The sequence below is a fragment of the uncultured Roseovarius sp. genome, from assembly GCF_913054395.1.
Lineage (GTDB): Bacteria > Pseudomonadota > Alphaproteobacteria > Rhodobacterales > Rhodobacteraceae > Roseovarius.
Window position 1 is genome coordinate 1 of the sequence record NZ_CAJXIP010000015.1, and the last position, 19,009, is coordinate 19,009.

19 protein-coding genes are annotated in these 19,009 nt (G+C 60.5%); 13 read left to right on the plus strand and 6 right to left on the minus strand.

Going from position 1 to position 19,009, the window contains the following annotated elements:
* Positions 1 to 2,319 (plus strand): FAD-dependent oxidoreductase (locus QZ522_RS03605; protein WP_294607598.1); only part of this gene is annotated, 2,319 nt, incomplete at its 5' end.
* Positions 2,320 to 2,428: 109 nt separating this feature from the next.
* Here QZ522_RS03605 and QZ522_RS03610 read toward each other — a convergent pair.
* Together QZ522_RS03610 and QZ522_RS03615 are read right to left on the minus strand one after the other, a co-directional pair.
* Positions 2,429 to 2,653, minus strand: coding sequence for a DUF2842 domain-containing protein (locus QZ522_RS03610; protein ID WP_294607600.1), 225 nt, complete (start codon positions 2,651 to 2,653; stop codon positions 2,429 to 2,431).
* Positions 2,654 to 2,661: 8 nt separating this feature from the next.
* Entirely contained in the window at positions 2,662 to 3,957 is a 1,296-nt protein-coding gene (locus QZ522_RS03615) for an adenylosuccinate synthase (protein ID WP_294607602.1), read from the minus strand.
* Between the two features lie 143 nt (positions 3,958 to 4,100).
* On the opposite strand from QZ522_RS03615, the gene QZ522_RS03620 reads away from it, so the two are divergent.
* From QZ522_RS03620 to QZ522_RS03635, 4 genes are all read left to right on the plus strand, one after another.
* Complete coding sequence (locus tag QZ522_RS03620) at positions 4,101 to 4,496, plus strand: DUF6524 family protein (RefSeq protein WP_294607603.1); 396 nt, start codon at positions 4,101 to 4,103, stop codon at positions 4,494 to 4,496.
* 104 nt (positions 4,497 to 4,600) lie between these two features.
* Positions 4,601 to 5,524 (plus strand): sulfite exporter TauE/SafE family protein, encoded by a 924-nt coding sequence (locus QZ522_RS03625; protein ID WP_294607606.1) that lies wholly within the window; start codon positions 4,601 to 4,603, stop codon positions 5,522 to 5,524.
* Between the two features lie 254 nt (positions 5,525 to 5,778).
* Positions 5,779 to 6,138 (plus strand): preprotein translocase subunit SecG, encoded by a 360-nt coding sequence (secG, locus tag QZ522_RS03630; RefSeq protein ID WP_294607608.1) that lies wholly within the window; start codon positions 5,779 to 5,781, stop codon positions 6,136 to 6,138.
* 169 nt (positions 6,139 to 6,307) lie between these two features.
* The gene (locus tag QZ522_RS03635; protein ID WP_294607610.1) at positions 6,308 to 7,951 is read left to right on the plus strand and encodes a CTP synthase; all 1,644 of its coding nucleotides are present in this window, start codon (positions 6,308 to 6,310) and stop codon (positions 7,949 to 7,951) included.
* Positions 7,952 to 7,971: 20 nt separating this feature from the next.
* On the opposite strand, the gene QZ522_RS03640 is transcribed toward QZ522_RS03635, so the two are convergent.
* Positions 7,972 to 8,550, minus strand: coding sequence for a hypothetical protein (locus QZ522_RS03640; RefSeq protein ID WP_294607611.1), 579 nt, complete (start codon positions 8,548 to 8,550; stop codon positions 7,972 to 7,974).
* A 186-nt stretch (positions 8,551 to 8,736) separates the two neighbouring features.
* On the opposite strand from QZ522_RS03640, the gene QZ522_RS03645 reads away from it, so the two are divergent.
* The 8 genes from QZ522_RS03645 (at position 8,737) to QZ522_RS03680 (ending at position 14,408) form a co-directional block, all read left to right on the plus strand.
* On the plus strand, positions 8,737 to 9,174 hold the full coding sequence (locus QZ522_RS03645; protein ID WP_294607614.1) for a TerB family tellurite resistance protein: 438 nt from the start codon (positions 8,737 to 8,739) through the stop codon (positions 9,172 to 9,174).
* Positions 9,175 to 9,216: 42 nt separating this feature from the next.
* On the plus strand, positions 9,217 to 9,657 hold the full coding sequence (locus tag QZ522_RS03650; RefSeq protein ID WP_294607617.1) for a TerB family tellurite resistance protein: 441 nt from the start codon (positions 9,217 to 9,219) through the stop codon (positions 9,655 to 9,657).
* Positions 9,654 to 10,397, plus strand: a complete 744-nt coding sequence (locus tag QZ522_RS03655; protein WP_294607620.1) for a PhnD/SsuA/transferrin family substrate-binding protein — start codon at positions 9,654 to 9,656, stop codon at positions 10,395 to 10,397. The genes QZ522_RS03650 and QZ522_RS03655 overlap by 4 nt, the downstream gene beginning before the upstream one ends.
* Before the next feature lie 123 nt (positions 10,398 to 10,520).
* A complete protein-coding gene (locus tag QZ522_RS03660; protein ID WP_294607622.1) occupies positions 10,521 to 11,297 on the plus strand; it encodes an ATP-binding cassette domain-containing protein in 777 nt (258 codons plus the stop codon).
* 30 nt (positions 11,298 to 11,327) lie between these two features.
* Positions 11,328 to 12,041 (plus strand): transporter substrate-binding domain-containing protein, encoded by a 714-nt coding sequence (locus QZ522_RS03665; protein ID WP_294607624.1) that lies wholly within the window; start codon positions 11,328 to 11,330, stop codon positions 12,039 to 12,041.
* 58 nt (positions 12,042 to 12,099) lie between these two features.
* Positions 12,100 to 12,984 (plus strand): ABC transporter permease subunit, encoded by an 885-nt coding sequence (locus tag QZ522_RS03670; protein ID WP_294607626.1) that lies wholly within the window; start codon positions 12,100 to 12,102, stop codon positions 12,982 to 12,984.
* A complete protein-coding gene (locus QZ522_RS03675; RefSeq protein WP_294607629.1) occupies positions 12,981 to 13,787 on the plus strand; it encodes an ABC transporter permease subunit in 807 nt (268 codons plus the stop codon). The genes QZ522_RS03670 and QZ522_RS03675 overlap by 4 nt, the downstream gene beginning before the upstream one ends.
* Positions 13,788 to 13,805: 18 nt before the next feature.
* On the plus strand, positions 13,806 to 14,408 hold the full coding sequence (locus tag QZ522_RS03680) for a nucleotidyltransferase family protein (RefSeq protein WP_294607630.1): 603 nt from the start codon (positions 13,806 to 13,808) through the stop codon (positions 14,406 to 14,408).
* A 145-nt stretch (positions 14,409 to 14,553) separates the two neighbouring features.
* On the opposite strand, the gene QZ522_RS03685 is transcribed toward QZ522_RS03680, so the two are convergent.
* The 3 genes from QZ522_RS03685 to QZ522_RS03695 form a co-directional block, all read right to left on the minus strand.
* Positions 14,554 to 16,344 (minus strand): Hint domain-containing protein, encoded by a 1,791-nt coding sequence (locus QZ522_RS03685; protein WP_294607633.1) that lies wholly within the window; start codon positions 16,342 to 16,344, stop codon positions 14,554 to 14,556.
* Between the two features lie 745 nt (positions 16,345 to 17,089).
* The gene (locus tag QZ522_RS03690) at positions 17,090 to 18,004 is read right to left on the minus strand and encodes a U32 family peptidase (protein ID WP_294607635.1); all 915 of its coding nucleotides are present in this window, start codon (positions 18,002 to 18,004) and stop codon (positions 17,090 to 17,092) included.
* Between the two features lie 5 nt (positions 18,005 to 18,009).
* Entirely contained in the window at positions 18,010 to 19,008 is a 999-nt protein-coding gene (locus tag QZ522_RS03695; protein ID WP_294607637.1) for a peptidase U32 family protein, read from the minus strand.
* Between the last annotated feature and the right edge of the window lies 1 nt (position 19,009).

Sequence of the window (19,009 nt, forward strand, 5' to 3'; positions counted from 1 at the left end):
GTGGTCCTGCTGGAACGCGATGAGCTGACGAGCGGCAGCACATGGCACGCGGCGGGCGGGTTTCACACGCTCAATGGCGATACCAATATGGCCGCGCTTCAGGGCTATACGATCCGGCTTTACAAGGAACTGGAAGAGATCACCGGCATGTCCTGCGGGCTGCATCACGTGGGCGGTGTCACGCTGGCCGATAACCGCGACCGCTTTGACATGCTTTTGGCCGAGCGCGCCAAGCATCGCTACATGGGGCTTGATACCCATATCGTGACCCCAGAAGAGATCGCCAAAATCGCCCCCGTGACCAATACCGACGGCATCCTTGGCGGGCTGTACGATCCGCTTGACGGTCACCTTGACCCGTCAGGCACGACACATGCCTATGCCCGCGCCGCGCGCATGGGGGGCGCCACGATCGAGACCCATTGCATGGTGCAGGAGACGAAACAACGCGGCGATGGCACCTGGGATGTGGTGACAGACAAGGGCACGGTGCATACCGAGCATGTGGTCAATGCCGGCGGTCTATGGGCGCGCGAGGTCGGCGCGATGGCCGGGGTTTACCTGCCGCTGCACCCGATGGAGCATCAGTATATCGTCACAGATGATATCCCCGAGATCTATGAGCGCGATGCCGAACACCCGCATGTGATGGACCCGGCCGGTGAAAGCTATCTGCGCCAGGAAGGTCGCGGCCTCTGCATCGGGTTCTATGAACAGCCCTGCAAACCCTGGGCGGTCGATGGTACGCCCTGGGATTTCGGTCACGAACTCCTGCCCGACAACCTCGACAAGATCGAAGACAGTATCGAATTTGCCTATCGCCGCTTTCCGGTGTTGGAGCAGGCCGGCGTCAAATCGGTCATTCACGGCCCCTTCACCTTTGCCCCCGATGGCAACCCGCTGGTCGGGCCGGTGCCAGGCCTGCGTGGCTATTGGTCTGCCTGCGGCGTGATGGCGGGCTTTTCTCAGGGGGGCGGCGTCGGCCTCATGCTGGCGCAATGGATGACGACAGGCGAATGCGAGCGTGATGTCACCGCGATGGATGTGGCCCGCTTTGGCGACTGGATCACGCCGGGCTATACCCGGCCCAAGGTCATCGAAAACTATCAGAAACGATTCAGCGTCAGCTATCCCAACGAAGAACTGCCCGCCGCGCGCCCGTTCCGTCAGACACCGATGTATGACGTCTTTGATCGCATGGGCGCGGTCTGGGGCGCGCAATACGGGCTTGAGGTGGTCAATTACTTTGCCACAGGCGATGAGCCGCGCTTTGAAACCCCGTCTTTCCGCCGCTCGAACGCATGGGATGCCACAGCACGCGAGGTGAAAGCCGTGCGCGAGGCCGTGGGTATCAACGAGGTCCATAATTTCGGAAAATACCTTGTCACCGGGCCGAATGCCCGTGGCTGGCTTGATCGGATCATGGCGGGGCGCATCCCCAAGCCCGGTCGCCTGTCGCTGACGCCGATGCTCTCGCCCAAGGGACGGCTATGGGGCGATTTCACTGTCTCCTGCCTCAATGAAGATACGTTCCAGCTCACCGCCTCATACGGCGCACAGGCCGTCCACATGCGCTGGTTCGCAATGAATGAGGCGACAGGGGTGCATGTCGAAAATATCAGCGACCGCCTGAACGGATTCCAGATCGCCGGACCAAAGGCGCGCGAGGTTCTGGTGGCCGTGACGCGCGACACGGTCGAGGACATGGCGTTCATGGACATCCGCCATGTGACCGTCGGTATGGTCGACTGCCTCGTGCAGCGGGTCAGCTATACCGGCGATCTTGGGTACGAGATATTCTGTGATCCGATGGCACAGCGCGCGCTTTGGGATGTACTCTGGCGCGAGGGACAAAAGCACGGCATGCGCCCCTTTGGCATGCGCGCGATGATGTCGCTTCGGCTGGATCGGTTCTTTGGCTCGTGGATGAACGAATTCTCCCCCGATTACACCCCGGCCGAGACCGGCATGGACCGGTTCATCAGCTTTGCCAAGAACAGCGACTTCATCGGTCGCGCCGCGGCCGAGGCAGAGCGCGATGCGGGCGCGAAACGTAAGCTGGTGGCCTTTGAGGTCAAGACCGAGGACGCAGATGTCAACGGATACGAGCCGATATGGGTTGACGGCGACGTGACGGGCTTTTGCACATCGGGTGGCTATTCACACCATGCCGGGAAATCCATCGCCCTTGGCCTGATCCCTTCGGATCAGGCCAAGGAGGGCCTGGCGGTCGAGATCGAGATTTTGGGCAAGCGCTATCCCGCGAGTTTGATCACCGAACCGCTGTTTGATGCGGACGGGGCGCGCATGCGGGGATAAGCGGGGCCGCGCCGGAATTGCGCGGCGCGTGTCGGATCTGAGTGTTTTTGCCCAGAAGAAGGGGCGGTCGCATCTTTATCGACCGCCCCTTCTTGTGGGTCATGTGGTGTTATTCGTCAGGTGCGTCGGGATCAGCCTGACCGACGCCCTTGAAGATGAATTTAAAGGGCATGATCCAGATGAACCCAAGCCCCACGTAGATCAGCAGTTCGAGCCAGAAGGCGGGCCGGTCCAGCAGGCCGACAAGGCTGACCGCGACCACCAGATAGACCGGCAGCCCGATCAGCAGGATCACCAGGGACCAGCGCCGGCGCGCCTTGTAGCTCAGGGCCATTTCCAGTCTCAATCCGCGAAGGGGTCGGTCACGAGAATGGTATCCTCGCGCTCAGGTGAGGTCGAAAGGAGCGCCACGGGGCAATCAATCAGCTCTTCGACGCGCCGGACATACTTGATCGCCTCGGCGGGCAGATCGGCCCAGCTCCGTGCGCCTTCGGTCGACTCGGACCAGCCCGGCATTTCCTCGTAGATCGGCGTGCAGCGGGCCTGTTGCTCGGCGGCGGTCGGCAGATAGTCGAGCCGTTTGCCGTCGAGCTCATAGCCGACGCAGATTTTCAGCGTCTCGAAGCCATCCAGCACGTCAAGCTTGGTCAGGGCAATGCCGTTCACCCCTGAGGTGGCGCAGGTCTGGCGCACGAGACAGGCATCAAACCAGCCGCAGCGGCGCTTGCGCCCGGTAACGGTGCCGAATTCATGGCCGCGCGTCCCAAGCCGGATGCCGTCCTCGTCCTCAAGTTCGGTCGGGAAAGGCCCCTCGCCGACGCGGGTGGTATAGGCCTTGACGATGCCCAGCACGTAATCGATCGAGCCCGGCCCGATGCCGGTTCCGGTGGCCGCCTGCCCGGCGATCACATTGGAAGAGGTGACGAAGGGATAGGTGCCAAAGTCGATATCGAGCAAGGCCCCCTGAGCGCCCTCAAACAGGATGCGTTTGCCCGCCTTGCGCTTTTCGTTGAGAACCTTCCAGACCGGCGCGGCGTATTGCAGGATTTCCGGCGCGATCTCTTTGAGTTGGGCGATCAGCGCGTCGCGGTCGATCGCATCGATTCCGAGACCCTTGCGCAGCGGATCGTGATGCTGAAGTGCGCGATCCACCCGCGCCACGAGCGTTGCCTCGTCGGCCAGGTCCGCCACCCGCACCGACCGGCGCCCGACCTTATCCTCATAGGCGGGGCCGATGCCGCGCCCGGTGGTGCCGATCTTGGTGCCCTTGCTCGCGACCTCTTCGCGGGCGCGGTCAAGCTCGCCGTGGATCGGCAGGATCAGCGGCGTGTTCTCAGCGATCATCAGCGTTTCCGGGGTGATTTCGACACCCTGCTTGCGGATCGAGGCAATTTCCTTGACCAGATGCCAGGGATCCAGCACCACGCCGTTGCCGATCACGCTAAGCTTGCCGCCCCGCACCACACCCGACGGCAGCGCATTGAGCTTGAACACCTCGCCATCAATGACAAGGGTATGGCCCGCATTATGCCCGCCCTGAAACCGGGCGATCACATCGGCGCGTTCGCTGAGCCAGTCAACAAGCTTGCCTTTTCCCTCGTCACCCCACTGGGCACCGACTACGACGACATTTGCCATGATTATCCTCTCGGCATTTGGTCAAAACCGGAGCCCGTATAGCCCTGCGCCGCGCCGGACGAAACCACTAAATCGCCGCAGCCTCTGGACATGAACCGGCACCTTGGGCAAATCAGGGGAGAATGGCAGGAAAGGAGTGACAGATGGGCTTTGTTTTACGCTGGGCGATGGCGTTTGGCCTATTGTCGGCAACCTTCAATCCGACCCGGTGGAATTACGTGACCTGGGCACGAACGGGGTTTGGCGATCAGATGCCTCTGACGGTCTTGCTAGGGCTTTTGCTTTTGGTGGGATACATTATCTACCTGCGCGCCACGCTGCGCTCGATCGGGGGGGTTGGCATGGGGCTTGTCATGGCTCTCGCCGCCGCCCTTTTGTGGGTGCTCTATGACTATGGCATCCTGCGGCTTGACAACCCCTCGGTCAATGTCTGGCTCGGGATACTGGCGCTCTCGCTGGTGCTTGGCATCGGCCTGAGCTGGAGCCATGTGCGCCGAAAGCTGTCGGGTCAGGCGGATATGGATGATGTGGATGAGTGAGGCACCCTAGGGGCGCGCGGCGTGTTTTCAGTGCCTGTTATCTTGCATCCGACAGCGCTTGGGCGTAAGTGCAGGGCCTGCGCAACAAGGTATTCCCGGCTCTCATGGAAATTTACCTGCCCATCGCCGAGGTTTCGGTAAACGGTCCACTTCTCCTTTCTATCGGGCTCGTTGTCGGTCTTCTCTCAGGCATGTTCGGGGTTGGCGGCGGCTTCCTTATTACGCCTCTGCTGTTCTTCATCGGCATCCCGCCTGCCGTCGCAGTGGCCACATCGGCGAACCAGATCGTCGCGTCGTCCTTTTCGGCCATCCTTGCCCATATCCGACGTCGTACCGTCGATTTCCCAATGGGCATCGCGCTCATGGTTGGTGGCCTCACCGGCTCGACCGTGGGCATCTACATCTTCAATTCATTGCGCGAACTCGGACAGGTCGACCTTCTGGTCAACATCTTCTACGTGGTTGTTCTCGGGGTGATCGGCGCGCTGATGTTCATCGAAAGCCTCAACGCGATGCGCAAGGCAAAGCTGCAGGGCCCCAGCCCCAAACGCAAGCGGGGCGGTCTTGACTGGGTCCATGCGATGCCGTTGCGAATCCGATTCCGTTCGTCGGGGCTTTATATCTCGGTCTTCCCGCCGCTTATTGTCGGATTCTTCGTCGGCGTGCTTTCGGCGATCATGGGGGTGGGCGGCGGATTCGTTGTGGTGCCAGCGATGATTTATATCCTTGGCATGCCGACCAAAGTCGTGGTCGGAACCTCGCTGTTCCAGATCATCTTCGTCTCGGGGTACACCACGATGATGCATGCCTATAACAGCCACACGGTCGATACGGTGCTGGCCGTGCTGCTTATTGTCGGCGGCGTGATCGGCGCCCAGCTTGGCGCCCGCGTCGGCCTGCTGCTCAAAGCGGAACAACTGCGCATTCTTCTGGCCTTGCTGGTTCTTGCCGTCTGCCTCAAGCTCGGGCTTGATCTGGTGTTGCACCCTGCCGAGCCCTTCTCGATCTCGGTCCCGCGTCACCTCTGATCACGCGCCCGAGCGCAATATTGAGTGTTCCGCGCTTGCATTCGCGACATGCGCATTGCTCAGCCTTGTCGGCCATGCCGCGGGTCCTGCCCGGTTTTCAGTGTATCGCCCAAAGGTCACCGAAGCGGTTGGAAATGCCTGAAAACGCGCCACGTCCCGCTGATCCGCGGGTGTGATCGACATTGCCGGGTTGCGGGGGCTGGCGGAATTGCATAGATAGCGCCTGACCAAGCTAACTTATAGGCCCGTGCTTCATGGAAAACGTCGTCCTTACCATCCATCTCCTTCTGGCACTCGCCCTGATCGGCGTCGTGCTTTTGCAACGCTCTGAAGGGGGCGGACTTGGCATGGGCGGTGGTGGCGGGGCCGTCAGCGGGCGCGCCGCGGCCACGGCGCTTGGCAAGGTCACCTGGATACTGGCCGCGGCCTTTATCGTGACCTCGATCACCCTGACCATCATCGCCGCGCAGAACGCAGCCGGGGTTTCGGTGCTTGATCGCCTGACAGATGCACCGCCCGCCCCCGAGGCAAGCGTTCCCGCCCTGCCCGACGCGGACACGCTTTTGCCGCCGCCAAGCGGCGATACGGCACCGCTGACACCGACCGCCGACTAACCACAAAGAATTGATGGCCAATCCGGTGCCGCAACATCATCTTGCGGTCGGCTTGCGCTATTGTTGCGAATCCTATAAAGGTTTAGCCCCGTGATCCCTCGGTTTTCAAGGGCCGGTCCGGGCGCTTTACCGCACATCACACAGCAGAAATCACGGGGGCGCCACGCGCATGGCACGTTATATATTCATCACCGGCGGCGTTGTTTCATCCCTTGGCAAGGGGCTTTCCTCGGCGGCGCTTGGCGCGCTTTTGCAGGCGCGCGGCTTTTCGGTGCGGCTGCGCAAGCTTGACCCCTATCTAAACGTCGATCCCGGCACAATGAGCCCGTTCGAGCATGGCGAGGTCTTCGTGACCGACGACGGCGCCGAGACCGACCTGGATCTTGGCCATTACGAACGCTTCACCGGCGTGCCCGCGCGCTATACCGACTCCGTCAGTTCCGGGCGGATCTATTCCAACGTTCTTGAGCGCGAGCGGCGCGGCGACTATCTTGGCAAGACCATTCAGGTGGTCCCGCATGTCACCAACGAGATCAAGGATTTCCTTGCCATCGGCGAGGATGAGGTCGATTTCATGCTCTGCGAGATCGGCGGCACGGTGGGCGACATTGAAGGTCTGCCCTTCTTCGAGGCGATCCGCCAGTTCAGTCATGACAAGCCGCGCGGACAGTGCATTTTCATGCACCTCACCCTGTTGCCCTATCTCGCCGCCAGCGGCGAACTCAAGACCAAGCCGACCCAGCATTCGGTGAAAGAGCTGCAATCCATTGGCATCGCGCCCGATATCCTTGAGTGCCGCTCTGAACATCCGATCCCGGAAAAGGAGCGTGAGAAGATCGCGCTGTTTTGCAACGTGCGCAAGGAAGCCGTCGTCGCGGCCTATGATCTGAAATCCATCTACGAGGCCCCGCTGGCCTATCATCGCGAGGGGCTAGATCAGGCGGTGCTTGATGCCTTTGACATCTCGCCGGCCCCCAAGCCCGACCTGACCGTCTGGCAGGACGTGGCCGACCGCATCCATAACTTTGACGGCGAGGTGAATGTCGCGATCGTCGGCAAGTACGTTCAGCTTGAAGATGCCTATAAGTCGATCAAAGAGGCGCTGACCCATGGCGGCATGGCCAACCGGGTCAAGGTCAACGTGCAATGGGTCGACGCCGAGGTGTTCGATACCGAAGACCCCGCCCCCTATCTCGAAGGCTTTCACGCCATTCTTGTACCCGGCGGCTTTGGCGAGCGCGGGACAGAGGGCAAGATCAAGGCGGCAGAATTCGCCCGCACCCGCAAGATTCCCTATCTCGGCATCTGTCTCGGCATGCAGATGGCAGTGATCGAGGCGGCGCGCAACGTGGCCGGTCTTCCCGATGCGGGCTCTGAAGAATTTGACCATGAGGCGAGCAAGAAACGCTTTGAACCGGTCGTCTATCACCTCAAGGAATGGGTGCAGGGCAACGAAAAGGTTCAGCGCAAGGTTTCGGACGACAAGGGTGGCACGATGCGCCTCGGCGCCTATGACGCAACCCTTGGAAAAGGCTCGAAAGTGGCCGAGGTCTATGGGGTCCTTGCCATCGAGGAACGCCATCGCCACCGTTATGAGGTGGACACCAAGTATCGCGCCAAGCTCGAAGAGGTTGGCCTGCGATTTTCGGGCATGTCGCCGGACGGGCGTTTGCCGGAAATTGTGGAATGGTCCGATCACCCGTGGTTCATCGGGGTTCAGTTCCACCCCGAGCTTAAATCCAAGCCCTTCGCGCCACATCCGCTTTTTGCCGATTTCGTCCGTGCCGCGATCGAAACCTCGCGGCTGGTCTAGGCCCGCCCAAACGCGGCCAATCAGGTGCGGGGCGGTTTGTGTTTCAACAGGTCGCGGTTCACCCCAAGCTCTAGCACCGGGCTAAGCAGGTCCCGCCAGAGGCTTGGCTTTTTAAAGCGTTGCGCTTCTGTCCCGAGATCGAACCGAAGCCCGTCTTTCAGCATCGGCTCCAGAATCCGCTCATCCAGTATCCAGCGCCCGCACCGCCCCTCGTTCCGGTCGGTGTTTTGAAATTCCAGCCACTTCAAAAGCTTGCCGCGAGAGTCCGGTTCATGACCGGGATAGACAAGATAGAACCCGCTATTGATTCGCACACAGATGTTATCAAGCAGCCGCGCTGCACCGCGATGGGTGTCGGGAACGTGGCGTTTGGGCATGTAATTGAACCGCTCCGGTTCGCCGTTGAAAAAGGCGGTCAGGGCCGAACAGAGATCAATCCCCTTTTGCGCCATGGCCCAGCCAAGTACCGGCTCCGGGTAATGCGACCAGTCATAGGTTCTGATCAACCCGCAAAGGTCTTGTGGAGATAAAGACCGCGCCTCACGCAAATGATCCGCGTCGGAAGAGGTTGCCCAGTTGAAGGTATCGGGGGTGGGCATGAAGCGCTCCGTCTGATTTCGAGATCACCGTCGGAACAATTTGCTGTGACAAAAGGTGTTTTCTTTGGAACAAATATGACCCAATTACGGCGCCCGGAGCGGTCAGGTCATTCAGGGGTTCAAATCATCCTGCACTTCCCGGAAAAATTACTTGGGAGCTATCGGATTCGGCGCTAGCCTGAGATCATGATAAACAGGATCCTGCACGCCTTTTCCGCCCCCAAACCGGCGCCCCTGCCCGAACCGGATGAAAAACTTGCGCTTGGCGCCCTGATGGTCCGGGTGGCAAAATCCGATCACAATTACGAAGTGGCCGAAATCAAGCGGATCGACCGGCTTTTGGCGCGGCTTTACGGGCTCAAGCCGATCGAGGCCGCCAAGATGCGCGCCACCTGCGAAAAACTTGAACACGCGGCCCCTGATACGAGCAGGTTTGCCCATCTGATCCGCGAAACGGTCAGCATCGACGCGCGCGTCAACGCGCTAGAGGCGCTGTGGGAAGTGGTGCTCTCGGATGGCGCAAGCCACCCCGAGGAATTGCAGGTGCTTGATGCCGCCCGCGAAGCGATGGGCCTGAGCCACGCCGACAACGAGACCGCCCGCGCCCTGGCGGAAAACAGCTAAATTGCCATTGGCGCCACCGGCCATGCGCCCTATACCTAGGGAATGTTTGGTGACTTTCTCAGAAAGCTGGTTCAACCAGCCCCCGAGCCGCTGGCCGATGCGGATGCACGGCTGGCCCTGACCGCCCTTCTGGTCCGCGTGGCGCGCAGTGATGGCGACTATGCCGCCAATGAGATCATTCGCATCAACCGGATCATCGCCACGCGCTACGGGCTGTCGAAATCCGATGCCGAGGCGCTGCGCCAGCGGGCCGAATATCTTGAGGCCGAAGCCCCCGATACCGTCCGCTTCACCCGCGCGATCAAGGATGCCGTGGCCTATGAAGACCGCCTTGCCGTGATCGAATCCCTCTGGCAGGTGGCCCTGGCCGATGGCGTGCGCGAAGCCGACGAGGACGCGCTCTTGCGGCTGGTCGCGAATCTTCTCGGGGTTTCGGATCGCGACAGCGCAATGGCCCGCCAGAGGATGACACCATCCGCATGATCGCAAGCCTGCCGATGTACGATCGCCCTGAGACGGCGGAAGCCAATGACCGCCTCTGGCAGGGGGTCCGCGCAGAGCTTGGCTATGGCCCGGATCACCTGATCCGAGGCGCCGCCCCCTGGGATCACTGGCAAAGCCCCGATCTTCTCCTGTCGCAGACCTGTGGCTATCCCTATCGCGCGCGCCTGCACGGTTCGGTCACGCTTGTGGGCACGCCGGTACTGGAACTGCCGGATTGCCCGCCGGGGCACTATTACTCTGTGTTTGTCGTTCGGCGCGACGATCCGCGCACCACGCCGGATGGTTTTGCAGACGCGCGCCTTGCCTATAACGAGGCGCTCTCGCAATCGGGATGGGCCGCCCCGCAGACCTATGCGATGACCCACGGATTCAGCTTTTCAAACCCCGTGCAAACCGGTGCGCACCGGGCCTCGGCCCGTGCGGTGGCCGAAAACCGCGCCGATATCGCCGCGCTCGACGCCCTTAGCTGGCAGATGATGCAACGCCATGATCCGTTTGCCGCCGAACTGCGTGAGCTTGCCCGCACGAAAGCGACCCCCGCCCTGCCCTATATTACCGCGCCCGGCCGCGATCCGGCGCCGATCTTTGCGGCGCTCGGCGCGGCAATCGCGGGGCTGTCCTTGACGGATCGCGCGACCCTTGGTCTTCGCGGCCTGACAACGATCGCCGCAGAGGCCTATCTGGCACAGCCCAATCCCGCGCCACCGCCGCCAAATTGAGCGGAGTCCACGCCATTTCGGCACCTAAGCGGCCAAAACAACCGTTTTGAACGTTGCATCGGCCCATTTTTTCGGCCCTATTAACAGCTGAATGTAAAATTGTAACCGAAACGGAACCCCGCCTTGCCCGATGCGACACCGGTCCTTGAAATCCGCAACCTGCACAAGGCCTATGGCGCACTTGAGGTAATCAAGGGCGTTTCGATCACCGCCCGCAAGGGTGATGTTGTCTCGCTTATCGGATCATCCGGATCGGGAAAATCGACTGTGCTGCGCTGTGCCAACCTTCTGGAAGACAGCCAGCAGGGCGATATTCTGTTCAAGGGAGAGCCGGTGAAATGGCGCGGTGAAGGCCTTGGCCGGCATCCCGCCGATCCCACGCAGGTGCTGCGCATCCGCACCAATCTTTCGATGGTTTTCCAACAGTTCAACCTCTGGTCCCATATGACCATCCTGCAAAACGTGATGGAGGCCCCGATTACCGTTCTCGGGCGCGAGCGCGCCGAGGTCGAGGCCACCGCGCGCAAGCATCTCGACAAGGTCGGGATCGGCGACAAATGCGATGCGTTTCCCGCCCAGCTATCAGGCGGCCAGCAGCAACGCGCCGCGATTGCCCGCGCCCTTTGCATGGAGCCCGAGGCGCTGTTGTTTGACGAACCCACAAGCGCGCTTGACCCTGAGCTTGAGCAAGAGGTGATCCGCGTCATCCGTGATCTGGCCAATGAAGGCCGCACCATGATGATCGTCACACACGATATGAAAATGGCCGCCGATGTCAGCGACCATGTGGTGTTCCTGCACCAGGGGCTGATCGAAGAACAAGGCCCGCCAGAGACACTTTTCGGCGCCCCGAAATCGACGCGCCTGCAACAATTCCTCAGTTCGACAAACCCGGACTGAGGCTGCGTACCAACCAAGGGAGACATAACAATGAAAAAACTCATGCTTACGACCACCGCACTGGCCCTCACAGCCGGTTTTGCCATGGCCGATACGGTCCGTCTTGGCACCGAAGGCGCCTACCCCCCCTATAACTTCATCAACGACAAGGGCGAGGTTGACGGTTTTGAACGCGAGCTTGGCGACGAGCTTTGCAAGCGCGCAGAGCTGACCTGTGAATGGGTCACCAATGATTGGGACAGCATCATCCCCAACTTGGTTTCGGGCAACTATGACGTCATCATCGCCGGCATGTCGATCACCGATGAACGTGATCAGGTGATTGATTTCACACAGAATTACACCCTGCCCGACCCCTCGGCCTATCTCGCCGCGTCAAGCGGTGTTGACGTGACATCGGCCGTGATCGCAGCCCAGACCGGCACGATCCAGGCCTCTTTCGTGGCCTCAAGCGGTGCCACCCTCGTGGAATACGCAACCCCCGAGGAGACCGTTGCCGCAGTCCGCAATGGCGAGGCGGATGCCGTTCTTGCCGACCGTGCATACCTTGCCCCCATCGCCGATGAGGATGCCGGTCTTGAACTCCTCGATCAGTTGGAGCTGATCGGTGGCGGCGTCGGCCTCGGCCTGCGCGAAAGCGACACCGAGCTGAAATCCACGCTGGACGCCGCGATCCAGTCGATGAAGGACGATGGCAGCCTGAACGCCATGATCGAGAAGTGGGAAATCGGCCTGACCTTCTGATCAAGCCCTGCGGCGTGGCCACCCCCGGCCCCGCCCTTTCCCGATAAGGCCAGATGCAATGTTCTCATTCTGCACCGATCCTGCCGCGCTTGAAGGGCTGAACTGGTTGTCGTGCTATTTGACGACAACCAAGCACATCCAGCTTTACTATGCGGTGGCAACGGTTCTGTTACTGCTCGGAATTACCGCCCCGGCGGCCCTTGCCTTTGGCTTTGGCGGGGCAATGGCGGCGCGTTCGCATCTTTTGCCGGTCCGCTGGTTCGGAAAATCCTATATATCGGTGGTGCGCGGCGTGCCCGACATCGCCTTTTTCCTGTTTTTCGTTATCGCCCTCGATCAGGCGTTCGAGTGGACGCGCCATCAGGTCCTCTGCCCCGACTGGGACAAACCGATACGTCAGGGCAATGATTTCGTGGTCTGTCAGGCGGCCAAGCTTCCGCTCGGAACCGCGCCGCAATGGATTCATGAGACCTATGGGTTTTTCCTTGCGGTTCTGACCTTTGCGATCGTTTTTGGCGCCTTCGCGGCCAATGTCCTGTTCGGCGCGATGCGCGCCGTGCCACGCGCCCAGATGGAAACCGCCGAGGCCTATGGCATGACGCGCCGCCAAAGCTTTTGGCGCATCCTCGTGCCACAGATGTGGGTTTATGCCCTGCCCGGCCTCAGCAACCTCTGGATGGTGCTGATCAAGGCGACACCCCTTCTGTTCCTGCTCGGAGTCGAGGATATCGTCTATTGGGCGCGCGAACTTGGCGGCACCTCCAACCCGCGCTTCACTGAATATCCGCATGGCGACTGGCGGATGTGGTATTTCCTCGGGCTGCTGGTGTTTTACCTCGGCTTCACCCGGGTCTCCGAAGTTTTCCTTGAAAAGCTCATGATCAAGCTGAGCCACGGACAGGCCACCACCGGCGGTGAAGCCCAGAGAAAGGCCACGGCATGAGCTGTTTGCAGACCATTCAGGATTACGGGCTGCGCAGCATCGGCATCGGCGAGCGGCTTTTGCCGCGTGATAATTTCACCCTCTGCGAACAGGTTACGCTGATCGGATCGGGGATGATCTGGAACGTCTATTTCGGTGCGCTCGCGCTTTTGACCGGCTTTGTGCTTGCCACTGCGGTGGCGCTTGGCAAGGGGTCGCCCAATCCGCTTTTGCGCAAATCGTCCGAGTGGTTCATCTTCGTCTTTCGCGGCTCGCCGCTTTTTATCCAGTTCTTTTTCGCCTATTTCCTCTTCCTCTCCCTCAAGACGATCAGCCCGTTTTTCGACGTGCTGACCTCGGCCTTTCTGGGGGCGCTGATCGTGCTGTTTCTCAACACCGCCGCCTACTCGGGCGAGATTTTCTATGGCGCCCTGCGCTCAATCCCCAAGGGCGATGTCGAGGCGGCCGATGCCTATGGGTTTACCGGTATGGCGCGGTTTCGCCGGATCATCTGGCCGACCATGCTGCGCCTCGCCTGGCCTGCCTATACGAACGAGGCGATCTTTCTGTTTCACGCAACGACGCTTGTGTTCTTTTCCGGTTTCCCGGTCTGGCAGCAACGCGGCGACGCGCTCTATTATGCGAAATATTTCGCCGACAAGACCTTCAACCCCTTCGTGCCCTACCCGATCCTTGCCGGCTATTTCATCCTTTTGACACTTGCGGTGATCGCCAGCTTTGGCCTGGTCAACCGCTATCTCAACCGGCACCTGCCGCAAGAGGCGCGCCGCAGGCTCAAGATCAGGATGAACCTGATCCGCTAGCCCCCGGAAGGACTTAAGATGCCCGCCGATATCGTGTTGCTCATTCCCGCAGCCGGATCGTCGTCGCGCATGGCGCCGCACGACAAGCTTTTGGAGCCGATCGACGGGGTGCCACTGCTGCGCCGGCAGGTGATGATGGCGCTGCGAACCGGCTGTGATGTGCTGGTGACCCTATCGCCGGATCACCCCGCGCGCCGCGCGGCACTCTCGGGCATCAGCGACGGGCGGCTTCATCTCCAAGAGGTGCCCGAGGCCGCCGAAGGGATCGCCGCGTCGATCCGAAGAGGTGCCGCATGGGCCGAATCCCGACGCGCATCGGGGCTTATGGTGGTGCTGGCCGATATGCCAGACCTTGACGCCGCCGACCTTAACCTAATGCTTCAGGGTTTTGATCTCAAAACAGTTTGCCGCGCTGTGGACGAGGCTGGGACACCAGGTCATCCGGTCGTTTTCCCTGCGGATCTTTTGCCCGCCCTCAAACGTCTTTCAGGCGATCAGGGCGCGCGCGCGATCCTGCGCAGCGAGCGGGTGATGCATATCCAACTGCCCGGCACCCACGCCACGACCGACCTTGATACGCCCGAGGCCTGGGCCACTTGGCGGGCACGCAGCGGGCGTTAACCTCGTTTTCTGACCCATTCACGCAAACAATCCCGGCCATTGACCGGGATTGTTCGCTATTTCGAAACCGGATCAGCCCCCGCAACCGATTTCTGGTCAGCCCATCCCCAAGGGGAATGGGCGGACCGGCTGCAAACCGGGTGACCTATTTGACTAACAACCGTGCTTCGTGCCGCTTGAGAGAACGCCGCGCCGCCTGATAGGCCTCGATGCCTTTGACCTCGCGCAGGTCCGGGAACAGATCATAGATCTCGTCGCGCTGTGCGCTGCCCATGCCATCCAGAACCTGTTCGCCGGGCTGAAAACTCTCGGTCCAGGCGCCGTTGGAGAGCACGACCTCATGCTGGTCGAACATGAAGTGGATATAGGTGGTGCCACTGCTTTCCACCCTGTCCACACCGTCCATACCAGTCAGATGTTTCGCCGCCGCCAGAACCTCGCGTTCTTCAAAGTAAAGCGCCGCGCGTTCGTTGTTCAGCAGAATCCGGTGCTGCGGGCTGACCAGCATGTCACGTTCCGGCAACCCCTGGCCAAGCGCTCCCGCCCGGATCAGAACCGGCTGGAGATGCGGTGACCTGATCAGATCCTGACCGCCAAGCGCCCGGTGACCGATCCAGCGGATTTCCTGAAGACCGTTGTCCCTCGTGATGATCCGATCGCCAACCTGCAACTCTTCCACAAGCTTTTCACCGCGCGGCGTGGCAATCGCCGTGCCCGGAGTGAAACAGGGAATGAGGTTTTCGATTTCGCGGAAGGTCATTTCGCCGGTGACTTCTCCGTCACCATCAAGAAATTCGATCCGGCCCGAGGTAGAATTGCCGTCAGGATCGACGGTTTCGTCAACCACCCGCAGCGGGCCAGAACCGCTGAGGTCAAGGGTGTCATAGTCGGTGCCGGTGCTGCCGCCATCGGCCACATCGCCTGCGGTGCCTCCGATGATCGTGTCCTGATCAGCGCCACCCTCAATCAAATCGGCCCCGGCGCCGCCGGTCAGAACGTCATCGCCCTCTTCACCAAACAGGCTATCGTCGCCGTCACCGCCCAAAAGCGTGTCATTGCCCGGCGCGCCGGCGTCGATGACGCCGCCCGGCGCATCAAAATAGACGTCCGTCACGTTGATCCCGTCCGAATCCGGACCAGATTCCGCATAGCGGATCACCAGCGACACGGCGGGCCCCGCAATATCGACCAGAACCGAATTATCCGCCGCATCATCACCAAGCGTGGAGCTGGAGCCGGATCCTTCGGCAGTGTCCGGCCCGGTGGCCACCACAGATGCCCCGGTTGTCAGCGTCACGGGAACAAGGTTATCGAATTCATCAAACGCATAGACACGAATATTCTCATCGCCGTCCAGGTCATTTATCCGGAACGAAATATTCTCGACGCCTTCTGAAAACTCAAGCTTGAGGTCGGTGAATGTGTGTTCGTTGCCAAGGTCGGCTGCAAGCGAACTGTTGGGGTCCGCCGGGGCGCCGCCGGTGTCGATGCCGTCGACGGTCTGCGGGTTGGACGCAAACTCGGTCGTGCTGGGCCCTGTGGCTGTCAGCTGAAAAAAGGTGACATCGACAGTACCGGTATTCTGCGTGAAAGCCGTGATCGCGTCGCCGCCTTCGATCGGGGCGGGCCCATCCGGATCCGGCGCCAGGTCCCATTCAAAGCTTTCGCGACCGCCGCTGTCGAGGCTGTTGCTATCGCCATAGATGACATCGTTGCCTGCGCCGCCCTCTACACTGTCATTGCCCGACCCGGCGTAAACCGTGTCGTTTCCATCTTCGGAAAGGATCGTATCATCACCGCCAAACCCGTCGACCACATCGTCATTGGAGCCGTCCGCCGCATCGTTGTTGTCAATGCGATCACCGTCAACGTCCGCAGCATAATCCAGATCAATCCGGTTCCCGGCGTTGTCGCCTTCCACTTTATTAATCGGCATTTTCGTCTCCTATAACACTCGGACACACACGTGCTTTGAGCCTATGAATAAATTTCATCTCGCGGACGATGTTTTGGCGCACGGCGACCTGCACAAAAATTACAAGAGAGAAATTGCCGAGGTCGACAATGACAGACTGCGGAATTGACCCCGCGTCACGTGACATTCATGCGTTGTTTAATACAACTCAGCGAACGCACCCCTTGCCGCACCGAAAGGTGCGTAAAATTGTGCGGCCGCCCCCACGACCTACAGACATCGCCCCCCAGTTGGGCTGAGTTCGTTTTACCTAAAGGAGAAGCAACTCCAAAGGGAATTTTGACTGAAAGGCGTCAAAAACATGTCTGAAATGCCGGGAATTCGGAGCTTCTATCATCTGGGCGCCACATCTTTTGGGCGAAATTGTTTCACATATGAGCCGAACTTTTCCACAAAATAGGGTTTTCCCGCTGAAATCCGAAATAAAACCGGCTAGCAAACACGTTTTGCGTGTAATTGTTTCCAACCTGATATCGAGAACGCCGTGCCCCAAATTCCGCCATATTTTGGCCACATCCTTAATGGGTTGTGGCCTGATCGTGAGGCAATCGCTAATTTCAGCCTCCATCATCCAAATAATGGAAACAAATAAACCGACAGCCGCGACAAAGGGATGATTCGCAGACATTGTTCTTGCACTTTCGTCTGCGTGATCAGGCCCTCAACTGTTCGGTTATCGAGTCATCCGTGATGCTTTTATGCAGCGTCAGGCAGGCGATGCCATCGCGATCCGCCGATACCCTGCCGCACCGTGATAAAACCCGTTGCTGAGAGGCACCGCGCCGCAAAGACGCCCAAGACAGTCATCGGCCTCATCCATCGAAAGCTTTCCGTCCAGCCTGTCGCGGAACACGCCCGCGACCGCCACCATGTCCACATCCTGCGGCATGAGTCGCAGGTGCGTCACCCCGTCGGCGAGCAAACGATCCGCCTCGGGTAACAGATCGACGTAGCTCTCGGATTGGGTCTGTATCCCGTTCACCCGCAAGATCGCATGGTCGTCGGTGGTGCGCAGCGGCATTCCGTCAGCATCGCCTTCACAGACGAACTGGCAATTGTCTTTGGTCCGCCCATGCGCCCGCGCGTGGTAGCAGCGCGCCGACACCGCAAGCGAGGCCCGGCCAAACACCTGCACCTCGACACCCAATCCCAGGGCGCGGGCCGCTTTGGCCGCGACCGCGATGGCCGGGCCGGGCAATTCGGTCGGCAGGCAGACATGGGTTGCGCCCTGCCCGGCCATCCACGCGATCGTCGCCTCGTTATAGGCGTTCATGAAGGGACCGATGCGGTGCGCCTGCCTGCCCCGCGCATAAAGCCCCGCCGCGTTGTTGATCTCGATCTCGGGGGTTTCCATCGCGCACAGGTCGTTGGTCGCCTTACGCTCGCGTTTCAGCATCACCTCGGCCAGTGTCGAGACAATCACCGTCTTGCCCCCGCGTTCCAGTCGCGCGATGGTCTCGGGCAGGTCGGCTTCGTGAAACGGCGCACGCTTGGAACAGATCACCTCGCCGAGATAGACCTCGTCCACCGGTGATTCATCGGCGATGCGCGCGTAGAAATCCCGCCGCGTCCCGGCAGGCCAGTGATAGGCGATAGGTCCGAGTGTCAATTTTGTCGTCATCGGTGTCACCGCCATTTCTTCGTCTCGAACGCGCCTTGCGTCTGTTTCTGCCCCTCGGTCAGGGCGACCAGATCGGCCATGTTGGCTTCACGACCGGCACGGATGTCATCGACTGCTGCCCGGAAAGCCTTGACCACGTTACGGACATAGCTTTTGGACCGCTGCCGCCCCTCGATCTTGAAGGCATGAACCCCCGCGTCGATCAGCTCGGGCAAAAGCCGCGACAGGTTCAGGCTTATCGGCTCTTCGAAGGCATAATAGCCCTCGGGCCTGTTCGGCGCGGCATACCGGCCTTTGCAGATCGTGGGATAACCCGCCTTTTCGTCGGGCCCAAAGCGGTCGATGGTAAATTCCCCCAGCCGCGAGGACATCGAGCCATCCTCATGGCGGGCGTATTCAACGTCCGAAGCCGGCGAGCACACACCATCCATGTTGGTGGACTGGCCTGTAAGATAGTTGGTCAGACTACAGCGTCCCTCCACCATCAGCCCGTGATTGCCAAAAATGAAGGTCTCGATCTCACAGGGGATCTCCGTGCGGATCTGGCGGATCTCGGGGATCGTCAGGATACGCGGCAGCACCACGCGCCTGACGCCGAAATTCTCACAATAATACCGGATCGCCTCGGGGCTGGAGGCCGCCGCCTGTACCGAGAGATGCAGCCGCACCTGCGGATGGTTGCGCGCGATGTAGTCGGCAACGCCCATATCTGCGACGATGAACGCATCCACGCCATACCGCGCGCCCAGATCGGCCGCGTGACGCCACAGGTCGACCTTGCCCGCCGGCGGATAGGTGTTCAGCGCCAACAGCACCTTGGTGCCCTTGGCGTGGGCATAGGCCACTGCCTCGGCAAGTTCATCAGGCGTAAAGTTTAGGCCGGGAAAGTTGCGGGCGTTGGTCGCATCCTGGAACCCGCAATAGACGGCGTCGGCACCGGCATCCACGGCCGTGCGCAGCGCGGCGGGCGTCCCGGCGGGACAGATCAGTTCAGCAAGGCTCATC